The 22,792-nt window shown below is 63.3% G+C and carries 21 protein-coding genes and 1 pseudogene; 11 read left to right on the forward strand and 11 right to left on the reverse strand.

Annotated elements, in window-relative coordinates:
- Nucleotides 1-72 precede the first annotated feature (72 nt).
- From hutH to AC07PQ_RS13540, 11 genes are all read left to right on the forward strand, one after another.
- Nucleotides 73-1,605, forward strand: coding sequence for a histidine ammonia-lyase (hutH, locus tag AC07PQ_RS13490; RefSeq protein WP_009041791.1), 1,533 nt, complete (start codon nt 73-75; stop codon nt 1,603-1,605).
- Between the two features lie 154 nt (nt 1,606-1,759).
- Nucleotides 1,760-3,169: an amino acid permease gene (locus AC07PQ_RS13495; RefSeq protein ID WP_493185693.1), complete on the forward strand. Its 1,410-nt coding sequence runs from the start codon at nt 1,760-1,762 to the stop codon at nt 3,167-3,169.
- A gap of 17 nt (nt 3,170-3,186) precedes the next feature.
- Nucleotides 3,187-4,392, forward strand: coding sequence for an imidazolonepropionase (gene hutI, locus AC07PQ_RS13500; protein ID WP_007925904.1), 1,206 nt, complete (start codon nt 3,187-3,189; stop codon nt 4,390-4,392).
- Nucleotides 4,393-4,402: 10 nt separating this feature from the next.
- Nucleotides 4,403-5,206 (forward strand): N-formylglutamate deformylase, encoded by an 804-nt coding sequence (gene hutG, locus AC07PQ_RS13505; RefSeq protein WP_493185694.1) that lies wholly within the window; start codon nt 4,403-4,405, stop codon nt 5,204-5,206.
- 255 nt (nt 5,207-5,461) lie between these two features.
- Nucleotides 5,462-6,433, forward strand: coding sequence for a prolyl aminopeptidase (gene pip / locus AC07PQ_RS13510; RefSeq protein WP_007925901.1), 972 nt, complete (start codon nt 5,462-5,464; stop codon nt 6,431-6,433).
- On the forward strand, nt 6,430-6,867 hold the full coding sequence (dtd, locus tag AC07PQ_RS13515) for a D-aminoacyl-tRNA deacylase (protein WP_007925900.1): 438 nt from the start codon (nt 6,430-6,432) through the stop codon (nt 6,865-6,867). The genes pip and dtd overlap by 4 nt, the downstream gene beginning before the upstream one ends.
- Nucleotides 6,868-7,144: 277 nt before the next feature.
- On the forward strand, nt 7,145-8,938 hold the full coding sequence (locus AC07PQ_RS13520; RefSeq protein ID WP_007925899.1) for a glucan biosynthesis protein G: 1,794 nt from the start codon (nt 7,145-7,147) through the stop codon (nt 8,936-8,938).
- Entirely contained in the window at nt 8,931-11,501 is a 2,571-nt protein-coding gene (gene mdoH, locus AC07PQ_RS13525) for a glucans biosynthesis glucosyltransferase MdoH (protein ID WP_037034706.1), read from the forward strand. Before AC07PQ_RS13520 ends, mdoH begins: the two co-directional genes overlap by 8 nt.
- Nucleotides 11,502-11,734: 233 nt before the next feature.
- Nucleotides 11,735-12,532, forward strand: a complete 798-nt coding sequence (locus AC07PQ_RS13530) for a transporter substrate-binding domain-containing protein (protein WP_102678380.1) — start codon at nt 11,735-11,737, stop codon at nt 12,530-12,532.
- 153 nt (nt 12,533-12,685) lie between these two features.
- Nucleotides 12,686-13,645, forward strand: coding sequence for an amino acid ABC transporter permease (locus AC07PQ_RS13535; protein ID WP_371858164.1), 960 nt, complete (start codon nt 12,686-12,688; stop codon nt 13,643-13,645).
- Entirely contained in the window at nt 13,638-14,372 is a 735-nt protein-coding gene (locus tag AC07PQ_RS13540; protein WP_087089752.1) for an amino acid ABC transporter ATP-binding protein, read from the forward strand. The genes AC07PQ_RS13535 and AC07PQ_RS13540 overlap by 8 nt, the downstream gene beginning before the upstream one ends.
- A gap of 168 nt (nt 14,373-14,540) precedes the next feature.
- Here the strand turns inward: AC07PQ_RS13540 and AC07PQ_RS13545 are convergent, their stop codons facing one another.
- From AC07PQ_RS13545 to ubiE, 11 genes and pseudogenes are all read right to left on the reverse strand, one after another.
- Nucleotides 14,541-15,413, reverse strand: coding sequence for a methyl-accepting chemotaxis protein (locus AC07PQ_RS13545; protein ID WP_493185800.1), 873 nt, complete (start codon nt 15,411-15,413; stop codon nt 14,541-14,543).
- Nucleotides 15,396-16,457 (reverse strand): annotated as a pseudogene (locus tag AC07PQ_RS13550) (methyl-accepting chemotaxis protein); the annotation flags it as partial. The pseudogene AC07PQ_RS13550 and the gene AC07PQ_RS13545, both read right to left, overlap by 18 nt.
- A gap of 167 nt (nt 16,458-16,624) precedes the next feature.
- Nucleotides 16,625-17,332 (reverse strand): 16S rRNA (uracil(1498)-N(3))-methyltransferase, encoded by a 708-nt coding sequence (locus AC07PQ_RS13555; protein ID WP_101336614.1) that lies wholly within the window; start codon nt 17,330-17,332, stop codon nt 16,625-16,627.
- Complete coding sequence (gene tatC, locus AC07PQ_RS13560) at nt 17,329-18,123, reverse strand: twin-arginine translocase subunit TatC (RefSeq protein ID WP_053259344.1); 795 nt, start codon at nt 18,121-18,123, stop codon at nt 17,329-17,331. Before tatC ends, AC07PQ_RS13555 begins: the two co-directional genes overlap by 4 nt.
- Entirely contained in the window at nt 18,120-18,560 is a 441-nt protein-coding gene (tatB, locus tag AC07PQ_RS13565) for a Sec-independent protein translocase protein TatB (protein WP_493185695.1), read from the reverse strand. The genes tatC and tatB overlap by 4 nt, the downstream gene beginning before the upstream one ends.
- A gap of 10 nt (nt 18,561-18,570) precedes the next feature.
- A complete protein-coding gene (locus tag AC07PQ_RS13570) occupies nt 18,571-18,849 on the reverse strand; it encodes a twin-arginine translocase TatA/TatE family subunit (RefSeq protein ID WP_007925884.1) in 279 nt (92 codons plus the stop codon).
- A gap of 25 nt (nt 18,850-18,874) precedes the next feature.
- Entirely contained in the window at nt 18,875-19,207 is a 333-nt protein-coding gene (locus AC07PQ_RS13575; protein WP_007925883.1) for a phosphoribosyl-ATP diphosphatase, read from the reverse strand.
- Between the two features lie 2 nt (nt 19,208-19,209).
- Nucleotides 19,210-19,602 carry a phosphoribosyl-AMP cyclohydrolase gene (hisI, locus tag AC07PQ_RS13580; RefSeq protein ID WP_007925882.1) on the reverse strand — a complete coding sequence of 131 codons (393 nt, stop codon included), beginning with the start codon at nt 19,600-19,602 and terminating at the stop codon, nt 19,210-19,212.
- An 81-nt stretch (nt 19,603-19,683) separates the two neighbouring features.
- The gene (gene ubiB, locus AC07PQ_RS13585) at nt 19,684-21,288 is read right to left on the reverse strand and encodes a ubiquinone biosynthesis regulatory protein kinase UbiB (RefSeq protein WP_493185696.1); all 1,605 of its coding nucleotides are present in this window, start codon (nt 21,286-21,288) and stop codon (nt 19,684-19,686) included.
- A complete protein-coding gene (locus tag AC07PQ_RS13590) occupies nt 21,285-21,908 on the reverse strand; it encodes a ubiquinone biosynthesis accessory factor UbiJ (protein WP_493185697.1) in 624 nt (207 codons plus the stop codon). Before AC07PQ_RS13590 ends, ubiB begins: the two co-directional genes overlap by 4 nt.
- Nucleotides 21,908-22,678, reverse strand: a complete 771-nt coding sequence (gene ubiE, locus AC07PQ_RS13595) for a bifunctional demethylmenaquinone methyltransferase/2-methoxy-6-polyprenyl-1,4-benzoquinol methylase UbiE (RefSeq protein ID WP_007925879.1) — start codon at nt 22,676-22,678, stop codon at nt 21,908-21,910. Before ubiE ends, AC07PQ_RS13590 begins: the two co-directional genes overlap by 1 nt.
- Nucleotides 22,679-22,792 lie beyond the last annotated feature (114 nt).

A 22,792-nucleotide genomic window follows, 5' to 3' on the forward strand; every position in this document is an offset into this window, starting at 1 on the left:
GGGCTGCGACGGACAACGGAAGCTTCCGGAGCGACTGGTAGTTAATAACAAACTCTCAAAAGGAGCATAAATGTGACTGCGCTAAATCTGATTCCCGGCCAATTGACCCTGGCCCAACTGCGTGCCGTCTACCAACAGCCGGTAACCCTCAGCCTCGATAACAGCGCCTCGGCACAGATCGACGCCAGTGTCGCCTGTGTCGAGCAGATCCTTGCCGAGAACCGCACCGCCTACGGCATCAACACCGGTTTCGGCCTGCTGGCCTCGACCCGTATCGCCAGCGAAGACCTGGAAAACCTCCAGCGCTCCCTGGTGCTGTCCCATGCCGCCGGTGTCGGCGAGCCGATCAGCGACGCCTTGGTGCGCCTGGTCATGGTGCTCAAGGTCAACAGCCTGAGCCGTGGTTTCTCCGGTATCCGCCGCCAGGTGATCGACGCGCTGATCGCCCTGGTCAACGCCGAGGTCTACCCGCATATCCCGCTCAAGGGGTCGGTGGGCGCTTCCGGCGACCTCGCGCCGCTGGCCCATATGTCCCTGGTGCTGCTGGGTGAAGGCAAGGCCCGTTATAAAGGCCAATGGCTGGACGCCACCGAAGCCCTGAGCGTGGCCGGCCTCAAGCCGCTGACCCTGGCGGCCAAGGAAGGCCTGGCGCTGCTCAACGGCACCCAGGTTTCCACCGCTTTTGCCCTGCGCGGCCTGTTCGAAGGCGAAGACCTGTTCGCCGGCGCCCTGGCCTGCGGCGGCCTGACCGTCGAGGCGGTGCTGGGCTCGCGTTCGCCGTTCGATGCGCGGATTCATGCCGCCCGTGGCCAGAAAGGCCAGATCGACGCCGCCGCGGCTTACCGCGACTTGCTGGGCGACAGCAGCGAAGTCTCCAAGTCGCACCAGAACTGCGACAAGGTGCAGGACCCGTACTCCCTGCGCTGCCAGCCACAGGTCATGGGCGCCTGCCTGACCCAGTTCCGCCAGGCCGCCGAGGTGCTGGTGGTCGAAGCCAACGCCGTGTCGGATAACCCACTGGTGTTCGCCGCCGAGGGCGATGTGATCTCCGGTGGCAACTTCCACGCCGAGCCGGTGGCCATGGCCGCCGACAACATGGCCCTGGCCATCGCCGAAATCGGTTCCCTGAGCGAGCGCCGCATCTCGCTGATGATGGACAAGCACATGTCCCAGCTGCCGCCGTTCCTGGTGGCCAATGGCGGGGTCAACTCCGGCTTCATGATCGCCCAGGTGACCGCCGCGGCCCTGGCCAGCGAAAACAAGGCGCTGGCCCATCCGCACTCGGTGGACAGCCTGCCGACTTCCGCCAACCAGGAAGACCATGTGTCCATGGCGCCCGCCGCTGGCAAGCGCCTGTGGGAAATGGCCGAAAACACCCGTGGCATCCTCGCCGTGGAGTGGCTGGCGGCCTGCCAGGGCCTGGACCTGCGTGATGGCCTGAAGACCTCGACCAAGCTGGAAAAAGCCCGCGCCACCCTGCGTAGCAAAGTGCCGTTCTACGAGAAGGACCGCTTCTTCGCCCCGGACATCAATGCCGCGAGCGAACTGCTGGCGTCCCGTTGCCTGAACGAGCTGCTGCCGGCCAAGTTGCTGCCGAGCCTGTAACCCCATGCCCGTAGCCGCTGACGAGGCACGAGGCTGCGAAGCGGTCCGCAGGACCGCCGTCGGGGGCTGCTGCGCAGCCCATCGCAGCCTCGTGCCTCGGCAGCGGCTACAGGTGGTTCCGGTTTTCTCCGATAAAAATAATTAGGAACGAGAAATGCAACAGCAAGCTCAAGGATTGAAACGCGGGCTGTCCGCCCGACATATTCGCTTCATGGCGCTGGGGTCGGCGATCGGCACCGGGCTGTTCTATGGTTCTGCCTCGGCCATCCAGATGGCCGGTCCCGCGGTCCTCCTGGCCTACCTGATCGGTGGCGCCGCGGTGTTCATGGTGATGCGCGCGCTGGGCGAGATGGCCGTGCACAACCCGGTGTCCGGCTCGTTCGGTCACTACGCCAGCACCTACCTGGGGCCGATGGCGGGTTTCCTGCTGGGCTGGACCTATGCCTTCGAGATGGTCATCGTCGGCTTGGCCGATGTCACGGCCTTCGGCATCTATATGGGGTTCTGGTACCCGGATGTGCCGCGCTGGATCTGGGTACTCGGCATCGTTTCGCTGATCGGCGGGTTGAACCTGTGTAACGTCAAGGTATTTGGCGAGATGGAATTCTGGCTGTCGCTGCTCAAGGTCGGCGCCATCGTCGCCATGATTCTTGGCGGTTTCGGCATCATGCTGTTCGGCATCGGCAGTTCATCGGCTTCGGCGGTTACCGGCATCGGCAACCTCTGGGAGCACGGCGGTTTCATGCCTAACGGTGTCGGTGGCCTGATCGCTTCCTTTGCCGTGGTGATGTTTGCCTTCGGCGGCATCGAAATCATTGGCGTCACGGCGGGTGAAGCCAAGGACCCGGATCGGGTACTGCCCAAGGCGATCAACGCGGTGCCGCTGCGTATCCTGCTGTTCTACGTACTGACCCTGTTCGTCTTGATGGCCATCTTCCCTTGGCAGCAGATCGGCAGCCAGGGCAGCCCGTTCGTGCAGATTTTCGCCAACCTGGGCATCGGCTCGGCGGCGACCATCCTCAATATCGTGGTGATCTCGGCGGCAGTGTCGGCCATCAACAGCGATATCTTCGGTGCCGGTCGCATGATGTACGGCCTGGCCCAGCAAGGGCAGGCGCCGAAGGGCTTTGCCCAGCTGTCGCGTTACGGCGTGCCGTGGATGACAGTGGTAGTCATGAGCATTGCCTTGTTGCTGGGGGTATTGCTGAACTACCTGATTCCGGAGAACGTTTTCCTGTTGATCGCTTCGATCGCAACCTTTGCCACGGTCTGGGTCTGGCTGATGATTCTCTTCACCCAGGTGGCCATGCGTCGCTCCATGACGGCTGAGCAGGTGGCGCAGTTGAAGTTCCCGGTTCCGTTCTGGCCTTATGCACCGATGGCGGCGATTGCTTTCATGCTGTTTATCTTCGGTGTGCTGGGCTACTTCCCGGACACCCAGGCGGCGCTGATCGTCGGCGTGGTCTGGATCGCTCTGCTGGTGCTGGCGTACCTGATCTGGGTCAAGCCCGCTGCCGGGCAGGCCGCGCTGGTCAATCGCGATCCTTCTTTTTCTCATCGATAACCTAATGGAGCCCCAGGATGAAAACTCTCTGGCAACACTGTCACGTCGCAAGCATGGCGCAAGGTGCTTACTCGATCATCGAGGATGCCGCCATCGTGACGTCAGGAGCGCTCATAGAGTGGATCGGTCCGCGCGATCAGGTCCCGGCTGGTAACTATGCCGAGCTGCATGACCTGGCGGGGGCCTGGGTCACCCCGGGCCTGATCGACTGCCACACTCACACGGTATTCGGCGGCAACCGCAGCGGCGAATTCGAGCAACGCCTGCAAGGGGTGAGCTACGCCGAAATCGCCGCCGCCGGTGGCGGTATCGCCAGCACCGTGCGGGCCACCCGCGCGGCGAGCGAGGACGAACTGTTCGACAGCGCCCGCAAGCGCTTGAAAAGCCTGCTGCGCGACGGCGTGACCAGCGTCGAGATCAAGTCCGGCTACGGCCTGGACCTGGCCAGCGAACGCAAGATCCTGCGGGTGATCCGGCGCCTGGGCGCCGAGCTGCCGGTCAGTGTGCGCAGCACCTGCCTGGCGGCCCACGCCTTGCCGCCGGAATACGCCGAGCGCTCGGACGACTACATCGAGCACATCTGCCACGAAATGCTCCCGGCCCTGGCGGCCGAGGGCCTGGTGGACGCGGTGGATGCGTTCTGCGAATACCTGGCGTTCTCGCCGGAGCAGGTGGAGCGGGTGTTCATCGCCGCGCACAAGCTTGGCCTGCCGGTGAAACTGCACGCCGAGCAGCTGTCGTCGTTGCATGGCTCCAGCCTGGCGGCGCGTTATCACGCGCTGTCGGCCGACCATCTGGAGTTCATGACCGAGGAGGACGCCATTGCCATGGCCGAGGCCGGCACCGTCGCCGTGCTGCTGCCGGGCGCGTTCTATTTCCTGCGCGAAACCCAGCTGCCGCCGATGGACGCGCTGCGCAAGCACGGGGTGAAGATCGCCGTGGCCAGCGACCTCAACCCCGGCACTTCACCGGCGCTGTCCCTGCGCCTGATGCTGAACATGGCCTGCACCTGTTTCCGTATGACCCCGGAAGAGGCCCTGGCCGGCGTGACTCTGCATGCGGCCACCGCGCTGGGCATGGAGCAGACCCACGGTTCGCTGGAGGTCGGCAAGGTGGCGGACTTCGTCGCCTGGCAGATCGATCGTCCCGCCGACCTGGCTTACTGGCTGGGCGGTGACCTGGAAAAACGCGTCGTGCGCCACGGCGTTGAAGTGGATTTATAGGAGAAGGGTTGTGGATAAGGTTCTGAACTTCAAACAAGGCCGGGTGCCGCTGCTGATCAGCATGCCTCACGCCGGCCTGCGCCTGACACCGGCGGTCGAGGCCGGGCTGATCCCCGAAGCGCAAAGCCTGCCGGATACCGACTGGCACATTCCCCAGCTCTACGCGTTCTCCGAGGAGCTGGGCGCCAGCACCCTGGCGGCCGAGTATTCGCGTTTCGTCATCGACCTCAATCGCCCATCCGACGACAAGCCTCTCTATGTCGGGGCCACCACCGGGTTGTACCCGGCCACGCTGTTCGATGGCGTGCCGCTGTTCCGTGAGGGGCTGGAGCCGTCGAAGCAGGAACGGGCGACTTACCTGGAGAAGGTCTGGACGCCTTATCACGGGACTTTGCAGCAGGAGCTGGCACGGTTGAAGGCCGAGTTCGGCTATGCCTTGCTGTTCGATGCGCATTCGATCCGTTCGCTGATCCCGCATCTGTTCGAAGGCAAGCTGCCGGACTTCAACCTGGGCACCTTCAATGGCGCCAGCTGCGATGCCGAACTGGCCAGCCAGCTGGAAGCGATCTGCGCCCGCCATGCCGACTACAGCCATGTGCTCAACGGTCGTTTCAAGGGCGGCCATATCACCCGGCACTACGGCAACCCGGCCGAGAATATCCATGCCGTGCAGCTGGAACTGGCGCAGAGCACCTATATGGAAGAGTTCGAGCCGTTCCGCTACCGCGACGATCTGGCGGCGCCGACCCAGGTGGTGCTCAAGCAGCTGCTGCAAGGGCTGCTGGCCTGGGGGCAGAAGCGTTACGGGCGCTGAAGCCGACAGGAAGCCCTGTAGCCGCTGCCGCAGGCTGCGATAAGGCCGAAGGCCTTCAGCGATCTCAAGATCCTGCGCCTGCTGCGCAGTCGAGCGCAGCCTTCGGCAGCGGCTACAGGTGCGTCTGGCTTTCCGGGGGAAACAACCGCATTTTTTCCAAGGACATGCTCATTGCGTAATTCGGGTTTATGATGCCGGACGGCAGAATAATTGAAGTCCCCCCAGGGATGACCTCGACCCCTTACGGAGCGCGCAATGCAGACTTTGTACCCGCAGATCAAACCCTATGCCCGGCACGATCTGGCTGTCGACGAACCCCATGTACTGTATGTCGATGAGAGCGGATCCCCGGAAGGCTTGCCGGTGGTGTTCATCCACGGTGGCCCGGGAGCCGGGTGCGATGCCCAGAGTCGCCGTTACTTCGATCCGAACCTGTACCGCATCATCACCTTCGACCAGCGCGGTTGCGGGCGCTCCACCCCGCACGCCAGCCTGGAAAACAACACCACCTGGGACCTGGTCGCCGACCTCGAGCGGATCCGCCTGCACCTGGGCATCGAAAAATGGGTGGTGTTCGGCGGCTCCTGGGGTTCGACCCTGGCCCTGGCTTATGCGCAAACCCATCCTGAGCGTGTTCATGGCCTGATTCTGCGTGGGATCTTCCTGTGCCGTCCGCAGGAAATCGAATGGTTCTACCAGGCCGGCGCCAGCCGTCTGTTCCCCGACTACTGGCAGGACTACGTGGCACCTATCCCGCTGGACGAGCGCGACGACCTGCTCAGCGCCTTCCACAAGCGTCTCGTCGGCAACGACCAGATCGCCCAGATGCATGCGGCCAAGGCCTGGTCGATCTGGGAAGGGCGGACCGCGACCCTGCGGCCGAACCCGCTGGTGGTCGATCGTTTCTCCGAGCCGCAGCGCGCGCTGTCGATTGCCCGGATCGAATGCCACTACTTCACCAACCATGCGTTCCTCGAGCCGAACCAGCTGATTCGCGACATGGGCAAGATCGCCCACTTGCCGGGCGTGATCGTGCATGGTCGCTACGACGTGATCTGCCCGCTGGACAATGCCTGGGAATTGCACCAGGCCTGGCCGAACAGCGAGCTGCAGGTGATCCGCGATGCCGGTCACGCTGCGTCCGAACCGGGCATCACCGATGCGCTGGTGCGTGCCGCTGATCAGATGGCCCGGCGCCTGCTCGACCTGCCGCCCGAAGAAGCATGAAGGGGCTGTTGCAGCGCGTGCGCGGCGCGCGGGTCGAAGTGGCGGGGGAAATCGTCGGGGCGGTGGACCAGGGTTTGCTGGTGCTGGTGGCGGTGGAGCCCGAGGACACTCGGGCCAGTGCCGACAAACTGCTGCACAAGCTGCTTAACTATCGGGTATTCAGTGATGCCGAGGGCAAGATGAACCTGTCCCTGGCCGATGTGGACGGCGGTTTGCTGCTGGTCTCGCAGTTCACCCTGGCCGCGGACACCAAGAACGGCCTGCGCCCGAGCTTTTCCACGGCGGCACCGCCGGCCCTCGGTGAAGAACTTTTTGATTATCTGTTATGCAAGGCGCAACAGTTGCATGGCAAAGTAGCATCAGGGCGCTTCGGGGCGGATATGCAGGTCCATCTGGTCAATGATGGCCCGGTAACCTTCCTGTTACAGACCTGAAAGTGCTTGAAACATCTTTTTCGGCCGGAACCGGCCGAAAATAGGCGTTTTTCGCGATAAATACTTGGTCGCCCCTGATGCGTTGTCACGCGGGCTACTAGATAATCGCGCGCTACGGGGATCAGCGTTCGTTGGTCCGTTTTTGACTTAGGTAGAGACTTGTTCGGGACCGTTTGGGGAATCATTTAGCCCCATCGGAGTCGGAACAATGCTCGCCAACCTGGCATATAGATAGCTGGCCGTTGGTTTTTTGATCTGTTTTCGGCGAGGGTTGCTCGTGATTGTTAGTCCCTGTAATGCACCAAAATTGTCTGCCAAACGGTTACGAAACGCACTGGTGACGGGCTCTGCACTGCTTTGCCTGCTTAGCGCCGGCCAACTCTGGGCATTCAATCTGGATGATGTATCGGCCAAGGCTAAGGATCTGGCCGGGCAGAAGTACGAGGCTCCGCGCAGTAACCTGCCGAACGAATTTCGTGAGATGAAGTTCGCGGACTATCAGAAAATCCGCTTCCTGCCTGAAAAGGCCGAGTGGGCCAAGCAGAAAACCCCATTCAAGCTGTCCTTCTATCATCAGGGCATGCATTTCGACACGCCGGTGAAAATCAACGAAATCACCACGAACACCGTCGAAGAGATCAAATACGACTCGACTCGCTTCGACTTCGGCGACCTCAAGTTCGATCCCAAGGCCACCGAGCAGCTCGGTTATGCGGGCTTTCGCGTGCTGTACCCGATCAACAAGGCGGACAAGCAGGACGAAATCATGACCATGCTCGGCGCGAGCTACTTCCGCGTCGTCGGCAAGGGGCACGTCTATGGTCTCTCGGCCCGTGGCCTGGCCATCGACACCGCGCTGCCGTCCGGTGAGGAATTCCCGCGCTTTACCGAATTCTGGATCCAGCAACCCAAGCCGACCGACAAGCACCTGGTGATCTTCGCCCTGCTGGATTCGCCGCGCGCCACTGGTGCCTATCGCCTGACGCTGCGTCCGGGCAGCGACACCATCGTCGACGTCAAGGCCCGGATGTTCCTGCGTGACAAGGTCGGCAAGCTGGGCATCGCCCCGCTGACCAGCATGTTCCTGTTCGGCGCCAACCAGCCGTCGAAAGTCCTCAACTACCGTCGCGAGCTGCACGATTCCAGCGGCCTGTCGATCCATGCCGGCAACGGCGAGTGGATCTGGCGTCCGCTGAACAACCCGAAACACCTGGCCGTGAGCAACTTCTCGGTGGAAAACCCGCGTGGTTTCGGTCTGCTGCAGCGTGGCCGCGACTTCAGCCACTACGAAGACCTCGACGACCGCTACGACAAGCGTCCAAGCGCCTGGATCGAGCCGAAGGGCGACTGGGGCAAAGGCACCGTCGATCTGGTAGAGATCCCGACCGCGGACGAAACCAACGACAACATCGTGGCGTTCTGGAGTCCGGAAAAGCAGCCTGAGCCAGGCCAGCCGTTCGATTTCGCCTATCGCCTGCACTGGACTATGGACGAAGCTTCCCTGCATTCGCCGGACAGCTCCTGGGTCGAGCAGACCCTGCGCTCCACCGGTGACGTCAAGCAATCCAACCTGATCCGCCAACCGGACGGCAGCGTGGCCTACCTGGTGGACTTCGAAGGTCCATCCCTGGCGGCATTGCCGGAAGACACCGAGGTGCGCAGCCAGGTCAGCGTCGGCGACAACGCCGAGCTGGTGGAAAACAGCGTGCGCTACAACCCTGAAACCAAGGGCTGGCGCCTGACCCTGCGGATGAAGATCAAGGACCCGAGCAAATCCACCGAGATGCGCGCGGCCCTGGTCAAGAACGCCACCCCTGTCGAGCCGGCCAAGGCCGTGTCGCCAGCCTCCAGCGCCTCCATTGCCAAGGCCGACAAAGTCGCCGCCAAGCAGCAGGAGAAGAAAGAGGCGGATGCCAAGCAAGCCGACGCCAAGCCGGCCAAGGACGCCAAGAACCACAAAGACGCCAAGCAGCCTGCTGCTGCCGAGGCGGCCCCAGCCACACCGGAATCTGTCCCGACCGAGCAAGTCCTGACCGAGACCTGGAGCTACCAGTTGCCTGCCGATGAGTAACGCTCAAGTACAGCCAGAGACTCTTGCCGAGTATCTGGCGCACCTGCCAATGACCGATGAGCAGCGCGCGGAACTCGCGGGCTGCAAGTCCTTCAGTGAACTGCACGAACGCCTGTCGTCGTCGACGTTCGACGCGCCTGCCGATGCCGCCCAGGCCTCGGTGGGCCGCCGGCTGACCCTGGGCTCCGCCGAGGAGCTGATCGATGCCGAGATGCTGGCGCTCGACGCCAGCGGTCGCGTGTGCCTCAAGGCCACGCCGCCGATCCGTCGGACCAAGGTGGTTCCCGAGCCATGGCGCACCAATATCCTGGTGCGTGGCTGGCGGCGCCTGACCGGTCGGACCAATCCGCCGCAGCCACCGAAAGATCAGAACGTGCTGCCGGCCGCCCGCTGGCGCACCGTCGGTTCGATCCGTCGCTACATCCTGTTGCTGCTGATGCTTGGCCAGACCATCGTCGCCGGCTGGTACATGAAAGGCATCATGCCGTACCAGGGCTGGTCGTTCGTCGACCTGGAAGAAGTCATGCATCAGCCATTGATGCAGACTGCCACCCAGGTACTGCCGTATGCCCTGCAGACCAGCATCCTGATCATGTTCGGCATTCTGTTCTGCTGGGTCTCGGCCGGTTTCTGGACCGCGCTGATGGGCTTCCTCGAGCTGCTCACCGGGCATGACAAATACCGCATTTCCGGCAAAAGCGCCGGTAACGAGCCGATCCCCAAGGATGCCCGTACCGCGCTGGTCATGCCGATCTGCAACGAAGACGTGCCGCGGGTATTCGCCGGCTTGCGGGCGACCTTCGAGTCGGTCGCGGCCACTGGTGACCTGGACCGCTTTGACTTCTTCGTGCTCAGCGACAGTAACGAGACCGATATCTGCGTGGCCGAGCAACAGGCCTGGCTGGACGTCTGCCGCGAAACCAAGGGTTTCGGCAAGATCTTCTATCGCCGTCGCCGCCGTCGGGTGAAGCGCAAGAGCGGTAACCTCGACGACTTCTGCCGCCGTTGGGGTGGCGACTACAAGTACATGGTGGTGCTCGACGCCGACAGCGTGATGAGCGGCGAATGCCTGACCAGCCTGGTGCGCCTGATGGAAGCCACGCCGGACGCCGGGATCATCCAGACCGCGCCGAAAGCCTCGGGCATGGACACCCTGTATGCGCGCATGCAGCAGTTCGCCACCCGCGTCTACGGCCCGCTGTTCACCGCCGGCCTGCACTTCTGGCAGCTGGGCGAATCCCACTACTGGGGCCATAACGCGATCATCCGCATGAAGCCGTTCATCGAGCACTGCGCCCTGGCGCCGTTGCCCGGTAAAGGCGCCTTCGCCGGTGCGATCCTGTCCCACGACTTCGTCGAAGCGGCGCTGATGCGTCGCGCCGGCTGGGGCGTGTGGATTGCCTACGATCTGCCGGGCAGCTATGAAGAGCTGCCGCCGAACCTGCTGGACGAGCTCAAGCGCGACCGGCGCTGGTGCCACGGCAACCTGATGAACTTCCGCCTGTTCCTGGTCAAGGGCATGCACCCGGTGCACCGTGCGGTGTTCCTCACCGGGGTGATGTCCTACCTGTCGGCGCCGTTGTGGTTCTTCTTCCTGGTGCTGTCGACGGCGCTGCTGGCGGTCAACACGCTGATGGAGCCGCAGTACTTTCTGGAGCCGCGCCAGCTGTATCCGCTGTGGCCGCAATGGCATCCGGACAAGGCGATCGCGCTGTTCTCGACCACTATCGTGCTGCTGTTCCTGCCGAAGCTGTTGAGCATCATCCTGATCTGGGCCAAGGGCGCGAAAGAGTTCGGCGGCAAGTTCAAGGTGACCCTGTCGATGCTGCTGGAGATGCTGTTCTCCATGCTGTTGGCGCCGGTACGCATGATCTTCCACACCCGTTTCGTGCTGGCCGCGTTCCTGGGCTGGGCCGCGACCTGGAACTCGCCACAACGTGACGACGACTCCACGCCGTGGAGCGAAGCGGTGCGCCGCCATGGTCCGCAGACCCTGCTGGGCTTCTGCTGGGCGCTGCTGGTGATCTGGCTGAACCCGAGCTTCCTCTGGTGGCTGGTGCCGATCGTTGGTTCGCTGATGCTGTCGATCCCGGTGTCGGTGATTTCCAGCCGCGTCGGCCTGGGCCTGAAGTCCCGTGACGAAAGCCTGTTCCTGATCCCCGAGGAATACGCGCCGCCCCAGGAACTGCTGTCCACCGACCAGTACACCCATGAAAACCGTTGGCATGCGCTGAACGACGGTTTCATCCGGGCAGTGGTCGATCCGCAGCAGAACGCCCTGGCCTGTGCCCTGGCGACGTCCCGGCACGGCCTGGCCGAGCCGATCGAGTGGCTGCGTATCGAACGTGTCCGCCATGCCCTGAAAGTCGGGCCGGCGGCGCTGAACAACGGCGAGCGCCTGGCGCTGCTGAGCGATCCGGTGGCCCTGGCCCGCCTGCACGAGCAGGTCTGGAGCGAAGGCCATGCCGACTGGCTGAGCGCCTGGCGGCAATCGGTGGATGAAGATCCTCATGCACCGTTGTTGCCGTTGCGACCGCCAACGACAATCGCCCAACCGGCCTGATGGCAACGCCCTTGAGAGTGCTCTCAAGGGCGTTGTTGTTTGTGGGGTCCGTTTTTTGTCGTCCCCTCTGTAACAACAAATCCTGGTCAAGCCCTTGTGCAAATAGGCGGGTGAGTTAGCATCGCACCCCGAATTGCCGCGAGCGGGCCCATGGCGTCCGTATCTGCCGGTTTTCCAAGGGAAAACCGGCCGCGGGTTCACCTCACAATAAAATGGGTTCAGGGGACTTGAAGATGAAGAAGTATCTCTCGATGCTGCTGCTCGGCGTCACGGCAATGCTGGCGGTCAATGCAGCCCAGGCTGGCGCCATCGATGATGCGGTCAAGCGCGGCACGCTGAAAGTCGGCATGGACCCGACCTACATGCCGTTCGAGATGACCAACAAGCGCGGCGAGATCATCGGTTTCGAGGTCGATATCCTCAAGGCCATGACCAAGGCCATGGGCGTCAAGCTGGAGCTGGTTTCCACCGGCTACGACGGCATCATCCCGGCCCTGCTGACCGACAAGTTCGACATGATCGGCAGCGGCATGACCCTGACCCAGGAACGCAACCTGCGCCTGAACTTCAGCGAACCCTTCATCGTGGTCGGCCAGACCCTGCTGATCCGCAAGGAGCTGGAAGGCACCATCAAGTCCTATAAAGACCTGAACACCGCCGACTACCGCATCACCTCCAAGCTGGGCACCACCGGCGAAATGGTCGCCAAGAAGCTGATCGCCAAGGCCAAGTACCACGGCTACGACAACGAGCAGGAAGCCGTGCTCGACGTGGTCAACGGCAAGGCCGACGCCTTCATCTACGACGCCCCGTACAACGTGGTGGCGCTGAGCAAGGTCGGTAACGGCAAGCTTACGTTCCTCGACAAGCCGTTCACCTACGAGCCCCTGGCGTTCGGCCTGAAGAAGGGTGACTACGACAGCCTCAACTTCATCAACAACTTCCTGCACCAGATCCACGAAGACGGCACCTACGATCGCATCCATGACAAGTGGTTCAAGAGCACCGAGTGGCTCAAGGACATGGAATAGCACTCGGTCAGACAGACCGAGTCGCCCCCATTCGCGGGCAAGCCTCGCTCCTACGGATTCATGCAATTCCTGTAGGAGCGAGCCGGCTCGCGATGGCGTCCTGATCGGCAATACCGAACCTCCCCGCTGCAAACGGCTGGAACCTGCAAAGTGATCAAACATAAAAAAGCCCAATGGCCCTGGCACGTACTGACCGTGCTGGTGCTGATCGGCCTGGCCGGCGCGTTGTACTACGCCACCTCGCTGATGTCCTACGAGTGGCGCTGGAACCGCGTACCACAGTACTTCGCCTACCAGGCCGAGGAATCGCAGCGGGCGGCGGACATCTCCACCGTCAGCGAGCTGGTGCGCAAAGGCGGCAAGGCCGAAGTCACGCTGCGCAACGACGCGGGCGACGAGCAACAGCTGACGGTCGACGAGAACAGCCTGCAAGTTGCCCGTGGCGACGATGTGGCCGAAGGCGATGTGATTGGCGTGACCCGTCACTGGGCGGCCGGACCGCTGCTGCTGGGCCTGTGGACCACCTTGTGGCTGTCGGTGGTGTCCGGGGTGCTGGGGTTGTTCATCGGCCTGGCGACCGGGCTTTGCCGACTGTCGAACAACCCGACCCTGCGCGATCTGTCGACTATCTATGTCGAACTGGTACGCGGCACGCCGCTGCTGGTGCAGATCTTCATTTTCTATTTCTTCATCGGCACGGTGCTGAACCTGTCCCGCGAGTTCGCCGGGATCGCCGCGCTCTCGTTGTTCACCGGTGCCTATGTGGCGGAAATCGTCCGCGCCGGCGTGCAGTCGATCGCTCGCGGCCAGAATGAAGCGGCCCGTTCCCTGGGCCTGAACGCCAGCCAGTCGATGCGCCATGTGGTGCTGCCACAGGCCTTCAAGCGCGTGCTGCCGCCGCTGGCCGGGCAATTCATCAGCCTGGTGAAGGACACCTCGCTGGTGTCGGTGATCGCCATCACCGAGCTGCTCAAGAGCGGACGTGAAGTCATCACCACCTCGTTCTCGCCGTTCGAGATCCTGTTCTGCGTGGCGGCCCTGTACCTGTTGATCAACCTGCCGCTGTCGAAGATGGCCAGCCGGCTTGAGCGGAGGCTCGCGCAAAGTGATTGAAGTTCGCGATCTGGTAAAAGTCTTCGACACCCGGGGCCAGGTGGTCCGCGCGGTGGATAACGTCACCACCCGCGTGGCCAAGGGCGAAGTGCTGGTGGTGATCGGTCCGTCCGGCTCCGGCAAATCGACCTTCCTGCGTTGCCTCAACGGCCTGGAGCAGTTCGATTCCGGCTCGGTGAGCATCGACGGCCTGCAACTGGCCGACCCGAAGACCGATGTGAATGCCTATCGCCGCGAAGTCGGCATGGTGTTCCAGCACTTCAACCTGTTCCCGCACATGACCGTGCTGGAAAACCTCTGCCTGGCGCAGAAGGTGGTGCGCAAGCGCGGCAAGCAGGAGCGCGAGGCCAAGGCCCTGGCGTTGCTGGAGAAGGTCGGTATCGCGCAGAAGGCCAACGAATTCCCGTCGCGGCTCTCTGGCGGCCAGCAGCAGCGCGTGGCCATCGCCCGGGCGCTGGCCATGGAACCCAAGGTCATGCTGTTCGACGAGCCGACTTCGGCGCTGGACCCGGAAATGGTCGGCGAAGTGCTGGATGTGATGAAGACCCTGGCCCTGGAAGGCATGACCATGGTCTGCGTGACCCACGAAATGGGCTTCGCCCGGGAGGTGGCGGATCGGGTGCTGTTCTTCGATCACGGCAAACTGCTGGAAGACGCCTCGCCAGCGGCGTTCTTCGATGCGCCCAAAGACCCGCGGGCCCAGGCGTTTCTGCGTCAGGTCCTGTAACCCACCCCGATACCCTGCTTGGCAATACGCCCTGTAGCCGCTGCCGAAGGCTGCGATAAGGCCCGAAGGGCCTTGGTTCCCGATCTCAGGCCGAACATCTGACGGCCTTGAGATCGCTGCGCCCCTTCGGGGCGATCGCAGCCTGCGGCAGCGGCTACAGGGTGCGGATCAAACCCGGAAGCGCCCGACCAGGGTCTGCAAATGGGTCCCCAGGCGCGCCAGCTCGACGCTGGAGGCCGCTGTCTCTTCACTGGCTGCCGAGGTCTGCTCGGACACGTCGCGCACGTTCAGCACGCTTCTGTTGATTTCCTCGGCCACTGCGCTCTGCTGTTCGGCCGCGGCGGCGATCTGCTGGTTCATCGCCTGGATCGCCGAGACGGTACGGGTGATGTTTTCCAGCGAGCCACCGGCACGACGGGTCAGTTCGACGCTGCTGTCGGTCAGGCTGCGGCTGTTGTCCATGATGTTGGCCACTTCCTGGGTGCCGTTCTGCAGGCCGACGATCAGCTCCTCGATCTCCTCGGTGGACTTCTGGGTGCGCTGCGCCAGGCTGCGTACCTCGTCGGCGACCACGGCGAAACCGCGACCGGCTTCGCCCGCGCGGGCGGCTTCGATGGCGGCGTTGAGGGCCAGCAGGTTGGTCTGCTGGGCGACCGACTTGATCACGTCGAGCACGCTGCCGATCTTGTCGCTTTCCTGCTTCAGGTGGCCCATGGCGGCGGTGGAGTTGCCGACCTCGGCGGCCAGGCGCTCGATCTGTGTGATGGCCTCGCCGACCACCTTGTCGCCTTCGCGGGCCTGCTGATCGGCAGCGACCGCGGCTTCCGAGGCTTCTTCGGCGTTGCGCGCGACTTCCTGGACCGTGGCGGCCATTTCATTCATGGCAGTGGCGACCTGGTCGGTCTCGACTTTCTGGCTGTTGACCCCGGCACTGGTCTGTTCGGTCACCGCCGACAGCTGCTCGGCGGCGCTGGCAATCTGGGTCACGCCATCGCTGATGCCACCGATCAGCTCGCGCAGGCTCAGGGTCATGCGTTGCATCGCCCGTTGCAGCTGGCCGAGCTCGTCGCGCCGCTCGACCTGCAGGTTCTCGCTGAGATCGCCCGAGGCGACACGCTCGACCACCTTGAGAGTCTGGCGCAGCGGGATGACGATCTGCCGGGTGATGCTCCAGGCGGCGACCAGGCCGAACAGCAGGGCCAGCGCGGTAACGATGGCCAGGGTGCTTCTGGCCTTTGCGGCGTCGCTGTCGCGTTTGTGGGTTTGTGCGGCGGTCAGCTGCTTGCTGACTTCCATCAGGCGGTCGCCCTGGGCCGCCATGCGTTTGAGGGCGGCGGCGCTGGCCACCTGGGAGTCGCGGAAGTCGCTGACCGCCGAGCGATAGCCTTTCAGGGCGTCGGTGGCCTGTTGCAGGTTGGCCAGGTGCTGTTCCGGCAGCTTGGCCGGCAGGCTGGCGAGGTTGTTCAGGGCGTTGTCGATGGCGTCCAGCGCCGGCTGCTCGGCCTCGGCCTTGCCGCTGTAGGTGTAGCCGCGGACCTGGAAGCGCGCCTGCTGGATCAGCTTGCTCAGGTCGATGACGCTGTTGAATTGCGCCACGCTGTCGCCCTGCAGCATGGATTTCTCCACTTCGGCCACCCGGGCCACGGCGTTATCGGCGGTGGCGCCCAGTTTGGCGCGGGCGGCTTCACGGCTGGCGGTGGCGCGGGTCATGTCGGCGAAGGCCAGCTTGTACTCGCTGACGGCGGCGATCTGCTGGTCGATCATGGCGATGCTTTCAGGCATTTCCAGCATCTTGCGTGCGCGTTGCAAGCCGTCGTCGAGCTTGGTCAGCAGCTCGCTGACCGGCCCCGGGCCTTGTTCGCCACGGCGCATTTCATAGTCCAGGCGCGCGTTGCGCAGGTCCTTTGTCAGCTCATTGAGGCTGGAGATGTAGCCCAGCTTGTCGCCGCGCTCGATCACATTGCCCAGGCCCAGCCAGCCGGTCGCGGTGATCAACAGGGTCAGTAGCAGCACCAGGCCGAAGCCAACGCCGAGTTTGAGGTTGACGCTCACATTTCCCAGACTCTGGGCTAACCAACGGTACATGCCGCGAACTCCCTTGGGCTATTAATAGGTTTTGTACCAAGGCTATCGGCTGCATCAGATTAATCTGAAGCATCCGTGCAACAGCAGCGAGGCTTGCCGGCGATGGTGCCGTGTCAGGCACAGCGCTATCGCGGGCAAGCCTCGCTCCTGCGAGTAGCGGGGCTAATTTAGAAGAGGCGGGCGAGAAGGGCGGTGACGGCGGTTTCGACCCGCAGGATGCGCTCGCCGAGCTGCACCGGTTGCAGGCCGGACTTGCCCAGCAGGTCGATTTCGTAGGGGATCCAGCCGCCTTCCGGACCGATGGCCAGGGTCACCGGCTCATCCAGGCCGCGAGGGCAGGCCGGGTACTGGCCGGGATGGCCGACCAGGCCGAGGGTACCTTCGACCAGCGCTGGCAGACGGTCTTCGACGAAAGGTTTGAAGCGTTTTTCGATGACCACGTCCGGCAGCACGCTGTCGCGGGCCTGTTCCAGGCCAAGAATCAGTTGCTCGCGAATCGCCTCGGGTTCGAGGAAAGGGGTTTGCCAGAAGCTTTTCTCGACCCGGTAGCTGTTCACCAGCACCAGCCGGGGCACACCCATGGCGGCGACGGTTTGCAGCACCCGGCGGAGCATTTTCGGACGGGGCAGGGCCAGTACCAGGGTCAGGGGCAGCTTGGTCGGCGGCGGCTGGTCGAGGCTGACTCGCAGTTCGGCCTCCCCGGGCTCCAGGCGCAGCAGTTCGGCCGAGCCCATCAGGCCGCCGATACGGCCGACCCGCAGGCTGTCGCCCACCGCGGCACGATGGACTTCCTGCATGTGGGTCAGGCGGCGATCGCGCAGGATCACCCGGTCGGCCGCGATGAAGTCGGCCTCCTCGAGCAGCAGCAGGTTCACGCTTGGGTCGCTGGCGGCTGGTCGTTGTGGTCTTCAGCCGGCTGGTCGTCCGGATGGTCGCCGCGTTTGCTGATCAGGCTGCCGAACAGGATGCCGATCTCGAACAGCAGCCACATCGGTACTGCCAGCAAGGTCTGGGAGAAAATGTCCGGCGGGGTCAGGATCATGCCGACCACGAAGCAGCCGATGATCACGTACGGACGGATCTTCTTCAGGTAGGCGACGTTGACCACGCCGATCCACACCAGCAGCACCACCGCCACCGGGATCTCGAACGCCACGCCGAAGGCGAAGAACAGGGTCATGACGAAATCGAGGTAGCTGGTGATGTCGGTCATCATTTCCACGCCGGCCGGGGTGGCCGCGGCGAAGAACTTGAAGATCAGCGGGAACACCAGGAAGTAGGCGAAGGCCATGCCGATGTAGAACAACAGGATGCTGGAGACCAGCAGCGGTACGGCGATGCGCTTTTCATGCTTGTACAGGCCGGGGGCGATAAAGCCCCAGATCTGGTGCAGGATCACCGGGATCGCCAGAAACAGCGAGACCATCATCGTCAGCTTGAGCGGCGTCAGGAACGGCGACGCCACGTCGGTGGCGATCATCGTTGCGCCCGCCGGCAGGTACTGGCGCAGCGGCGTGGAGACGATGGTGTAGATCTGCTGGGTGAAGGCGAACAACCCGCCGAAGATCAGGAAGATCGCCGCCACGCAGCGCAGCAACCGGGTGCGCAACTCGGTGAGGTGCGACACCAGCGGCATATGTTGGTCGTTTTCCGGAATATCGCTCATGGGGCTCGCGGCGGCAAAGTAGGGTCGTGGGGGGCTGGCGTGACAGGCGTTGTCACGGGCGCAGCCGGTTCGGCCGGTGCAGTTGCGGCAGTGGGGTTCGCCGTGGTCGCGCTGGCTGGCGCTTCAGGCGCCGCGGCGGGCGCATGAATGCCCTGCTCGGCCACGGGCTCGACCGGTGTCGGCTGTTGCTGGGTCGGATTGAGGATCTTCCGCGCTTCCTGTTCCAGCGACAGGATGTGTTCGTTGTGCAGTTGCCGACGAATTTCATCGGCACCGATTTCCCGTTCAACTTCCTGCTTGATCGCATTGAAGCTGCGCTTCAAGCGGCCGATCCACAGGCCTGCCGTGCGCGCGGCGCCCGGCAGACGCTCGGGGCCGAGCACCAGCAGGGCCACTAGGCCGACGAGCAGCAGTTCAGAGAAGCTGATACCAAACATTAGTCAGTGCTCACGAGTCTTTGCGGGTCGGCTCTTCGACTTTTTGCGCCTGCACGTCGATGGTGTGCGGCTGGTTCAACGGAGCGCTTTGCGGCTGGACCGGCGGAGCAGGCTGGGCGGTCGGTGGCACGCCGGGCTCGGCGGGTTTTTCGTCGTCGTTCATGGCCTTGCGAAAGCCCTTGATCGATTCGCCGACGTCGGTGCCGAGGTTTTTCAGTTTCTTGGTGCCGAACACCAGCACCACGACAACCAGGATGACGATCCAGTGTTTCCAGTCAAAAATGCCCATGCTGCGTTTCCTCTCTAAATGATGTTCAGGCGGACGGACGCGAGGCTTTCTCGGCGTGTCCGGACAAACCGAAGCGCCGGTCCAGTTCATCGAGAACGGCCTGCGGATGCTGCCCCAGCTGGGCGAGCATGACCATGGTGTGGAACCACAGGTCGGCGGTTTCGTAGATCACATCGCTGCAGTCGCCGCTGTGGGCGGCGTCCTTGGCGGCGATGATGGTTTCCACCGATTCCTCGCCGACTTTTTCCAGAATCTTGTTCAGGCCCTTGTGGTACAGGCTGGCGACATAGGAAGTGTCGGCGGCGGCGCCTTTGCGCTCTTCCAGCACCTGGGCCAGACGGGTCAGGGTATCGCTCATGTTCAGTGTCCTGCTTGATAGATCGCGTGCGGGTCTTTGAGTACCGGATCGACCGTTTTCCAGTCGCCGTTTTCATAAACGCGGTAGAAGCAGCTCTGGCGGCCTGTATGGCAGGCAATGTCGCCGATCTGTTCGACCATCAGGATGATGACGTCGGCATCGCAGTCCAGGCGCATTTCATGGAGCTTTTGCACATGCCCGGACTCTTCTCCCTTGCGCCATAGCTTGCCACGCGAACGTGACCAGTAGATGGCACGGTTTTCGGCAGCGGTCAGGCTCAGCGCCTCGCGGTTCATCCAGGCCATCATCAGCACGCGCCCGGTCTTGTGATCCTGGGCGATGGCTGGCACCAGGCCGTCAGCGTCCCATTTGATCTCGTCCAGCCAATCTTTCATCTTCGACTCCGACAACAGGGCTCGACGCGCTCGTCGAGCCTCGGCGATGGGAAACAGTGTGCCAGCCGCTAGCCCGGCTGGCTATCGGCGCACGACCAGATACAAGCCCACGGCAATCATGATTCCAGCCGGCCAGTGACCCAGCCCGTTCAGCGGTCCGCCGGCCGCGAGGATCGCGCCACCGCCCAGGTGCGCCGCGCCGAGAAGACGCAGGAACCAGTCGTCCTTGCGCCGTTTCCAGGGCTGCGAAGGGTCCTGGGCATGGGGCTGGGACATGCGTTCGAGCAGGTCGCGGGTCATGTTGGCCAGGTGCGGCAGTTGCTCGACCTGGCTGTGCAGGTTGCCCAGCAAGGCTTTCGGGCTGACGCGCTCGCGCATCCAGCGTTCGAGGAACGGCTGGGCGGTGTTCCACAGGTCCAGCTCCGGGTACAGCTGGCGGCCCAGGCCTTCGATGTTCAGCAGGGTCTTTTGCAGCAGCACCAGCTGCGGCTGCACTTCCATGTTGAAGCGGCGAGCGGTCTGGAACAGGCGCATCAGCACCTGGCCGAAGGAAATATCCTTTAACGGTTTTTCGAAGATCGGCTCGCAAACGGTACGGATCGCCGCTTCGAATTCGTTGAGTTTGGTCTCTGCCGGCACCCAGCCCGAATCGATGTGCAACTGCGCCACGCGCCGGTAATCGCGCTTGAAGAACGCGAACAGGTTGCGGGCCAGGTAGTCCTGGTCTTCCGGGGTCAGGCTGCCGACGATGCCGCAGTCGATGGCAATGTACTGCGGGCTCCAGGGCTGCACGGTGCTGACGAAGATGTTGCCCGGGTGCATGTCGGCGTGGAAGAAACTGTCGCGGAACACCTGGGTGAAGAAGATCTCCACGCCGCGCTCGGCGAGCATTTTCATGTCGGTGCGCTGGTCGGCGAGGGTGGCCAGGTCGGTCACCTGGATCCCGTAGATGCGTTCCATGACCAGCACTTTCGGCCGGCACCAGTCCCAGTAGACCTGCGGCACGTAGAGCAATGGCGAGCCTTCGAAGTTGCGCTTGAGCTGGCTGGCGTTGGCCGCTTCGCGCAACAGGTCGAGTTCGTCGTAGATGGTCTTTTCGTAGTCACTGACCACGTCCACCGGGTGCAGCAGGCGGGCGTCGGCCGAGACCTTCTCGGCGGCGCGGGCGAGGATGAACAGCCAGGCCAGATCCTGTGCGATGACCGGCTTGAGACCCGGGCGGATGACCTTGACCACCACTTCTTCGCCGCTCTTGAGCTGGGCGGCATGGACTTGCGCCACCGAGGCGGAGGCCAGGGGCTCGATATCGAAGCGGCTGAACACCTCGCTGATTTTCTTGCCCAGTTGCTCCTCGATCAGCGCCACCGACTTCTTCGAGTCGAAGGGCGGTACGCGGTCCTGCAGCAGCATCAGCTCGTCGGCGATGTCTTCGGGCAGCAGGTCGCGGCGGGTCGAGAGAATCTGCCCGAACTTGATGAAGATCGGTCCCAGGTCCTGCAAGGCCAGGCGCAGGCGTGCGCCGCGGCTCAGCTTCAGTGGCTTGCGCGGGAACCAGCGCCAGGGCAAGGCGTAGCGCAGCGCCAGGAGGAACCAGGGCAGCGGCAGGGCGAACAGCAGGTCATCGAGGCGGTAGCGGATCACGACGCGCTGGATGCGCAACAAACGGCGGACGGCAAGCAGCTTCATGCGTTATCGCTTGGGTCAAGGGATCGGGAAAGGCGCTCGAAGCGCGCCTCGAGGCGTTCCAGGTCGAGCTTGACCCGGTCCAGTTCGCTGAAACGGGCTTCGGCTTCGCGCTGGCCTACCAGGGTGCGCGACTCTTCGGCCAGGTATTCGGCAAGGTTCTGGTTCAGGCTGGCGAAACCCTGGCGATACCAGCGCGCGCGGCTACGGATATGGCCGCTGAACAGCTGGGTGGCCACCGGGCCGAGCCAGCGCGAGAGTTCGTATTCCCAGTCCAGCTCCAGGTCCTGGAGGACGGCCGCCAGCTCCAGCAGCACGCCGCTGTCGCCTTCCAGCTCGACCTCGGGACCGTGCAGCACCGCGGTCTTGTCCTGGCTCAGGGCCAGGCGCACCAGGCTCGAGGCCGGCGCCCGCAGGGTGCAGTCGGCGTCGGCGGCCCAATGCGTGGCGAGGGTCAAGCCCTCATCGCCGGGAATGACGAACAACTGCACGCTCGGGCTGCGGCAATCGACGGCAATGACCTTGCCGTTCAAAGGCTGCAAGCGTGGCAAAACCGTGCTGTCGAGACGCAGTACACGGTTGAGGCCGTGTTCGACGCTGGCGAGCAGGCCGCTGAACAACATCAGGGTTTGATGCCGCGGTGCAGGGCGACGATGCCCGCGGTCATGTTGTGGTAGGTCACGCGATCGAAACCGGCCTCGACCATCATCGACTTCAGGGTTTCCTGGTTGGGGTGCATGCGGATCGATTCGGCCAGGTAGCGATAGCTTTCCGAGTCGTTGGTGATCAGCTTGCCGGCCAGTGGCATGAAGGCGAACGAGTAGGCGTCGTAGACCTTGGACATCAGCGCGTTGGTCGGTTTGGAGAATTCCAGCACCAGCAGGCGGCCACCGGGCTTGAGTACCCGTAGCATCGAGCGCAGGGCATCTTCCTTGTGGGTCACGTTGCGCAGGCCAAAGGCGATGGTCACGACGTCGAAATGGTTGTCCGGGAACGGCAGTTTTTCCGCGTCGGCCTGAACGAATTCGATGTTGCCGGCCACGCCCTTGTCGAGCAGGCGGTCGCGACCGACCTTGAGCATGGAGGCGTTGATGTCGGCCAGAACCACCTGGCCGGTAGGGCCCACCAGATGGGAAAACTTGCGGGTCAGGTCACCGGTGCCGCCGGCGATGTCCAGCACCCGATTGCCGGGGCGAACGCCGGACAATTCGATCGTGAAGCGTTTCCACAGGCGATGCATGCCACCGGACAGTACGTCGTTCATCAGGTCGTACTTGGCGGCTACCGAGTGGAACACCTCAGCGACTTTTTCCGCCTTCTGGCTTTCCGGAACGTTTTTGAAGCCGAAGTGAGTGGTGGGTTCGGCATCGCTGCCTTTGCGCTGATCAGTCATATCGCTGTCACCAAAAGAGAATGCGGGACATTCTAATCCCGGTGGCGGTCTTTGTCTTGGCAAGGCTGAATGTAAGATAGTGAAGCGCCGGGGCGTTTTGACGCAGCGCAGCTC

Source organism: Pseudomonas sp. GW821-FHT09E12, from assembly GCF_059416085.1.

Excerpts from the sequence above, each read along its gene's own strand:
- hisI (WP_007925882.1), bottom strand. The coding sequence starts at position 19,602 with ATGAAAGATTGGCTGGACGAGATCAAATGGGACGCTGACGGCCTGGTG.
- AC07PQ_RS13575 (WP_007925883.1), bottom strand. The coding sequence starts at position 19,207 with ATGAGCGATACCCTGACCCGTCTGGCCCAGGTGCTGGAAGAGCGCAAA.
- hutI (WP_007925904.1), top strand. The coding sequence starts at position 3,187 with ATGAAAACTCTCTGGCAACACTGTCACGTCGCAAGCATGGCGCAAGGT.
- dtd (WP_007925900.1), top strand. The coding sequence starts at position 6,430 with ATGAAGGGGCTGTTGCAGCGCGTGCGCGGCGCGCGGGTCGAAGTGGCG.
- AC07PQ_RS13590 (WP_493185697.1), bottom strand. The coding sequence starts at position 21,908 with ATGTTGTTCAGCGGCCTGCTCGCCAGCGTCGAACACGGCCTCAACCGT.
- ubiE (WP_007925879.1), bottom strand. The coding sequence starts at position 22,678 with ATGACTGATCAGCGCAAAGGCAGCGATGCCGAACCCACCACTCACTTC.
- AC07PQ_RS13545 (WP_493185800.1), bottom strand. The coding sequence starts at position 15,413 with ATGCAACGCATGACCCTGAGCCTGCGCGAGCTGATCGGTGGCATCAGC.
- pip (WP_007925901.1), top strand. The coding sequence starts at position 5,462 with ATGCAGACTTTGTACCCGCAGATCAAACCCTATGCCCGGCACGATCTG.
- ubiB (WP_493185696.1), bottom strand. The coding sequence starts at position 21,288 with ATGAAGCTGCTTGCCGTCCGCCGTTTGTTGCGCATCCAGCGCGTCGTG.
- tatB (WP_493185695.1), bottom strand. The coding sequence starts at position 18,560 with ATGTTTGGTATCAGCTTCTCTGAACTGCTGCTCGTCGGCCTAGTGGCC.
- AC07PQ_RS13570 (WP_007925884.1), bottom strand. The coding sequence starts at position 18,849 with ATGGGCATTTTTGACTGGAAACACTGGATCGTCATCCTGGTTGTCGTG.
- tatC (WP_053259344.1), bottom strand. The coding sequence starts at position 18,123 with ATGAGCGATATTCCGGAAAACGACCAACATATGCCGCTGGTGTCGCAC.
- AC07PQ_RS13495 (WP_493185693.1), top strand. The coding sequence starts at position 1,760 with ATGCAACAGCAAGCTCAAGGATTGAAACGCGGGCTGTCCGCCCGACAT.
- mdoH (WP_037034706.1), top strand. The coding sequence starts at position 8,931 with ATGAGTAACGCTCAAGTACAGCCAGAGACTCTTGCCGAGTATCTGGCG.
- AC07PQ_RS13530 (WP_102678380.1), top strand. The coding sequence starts at position 11,735 with ATGAAGAAGTATCTCTCGATGCTGCTGCTCGGCGTCACGGCAATGCTG.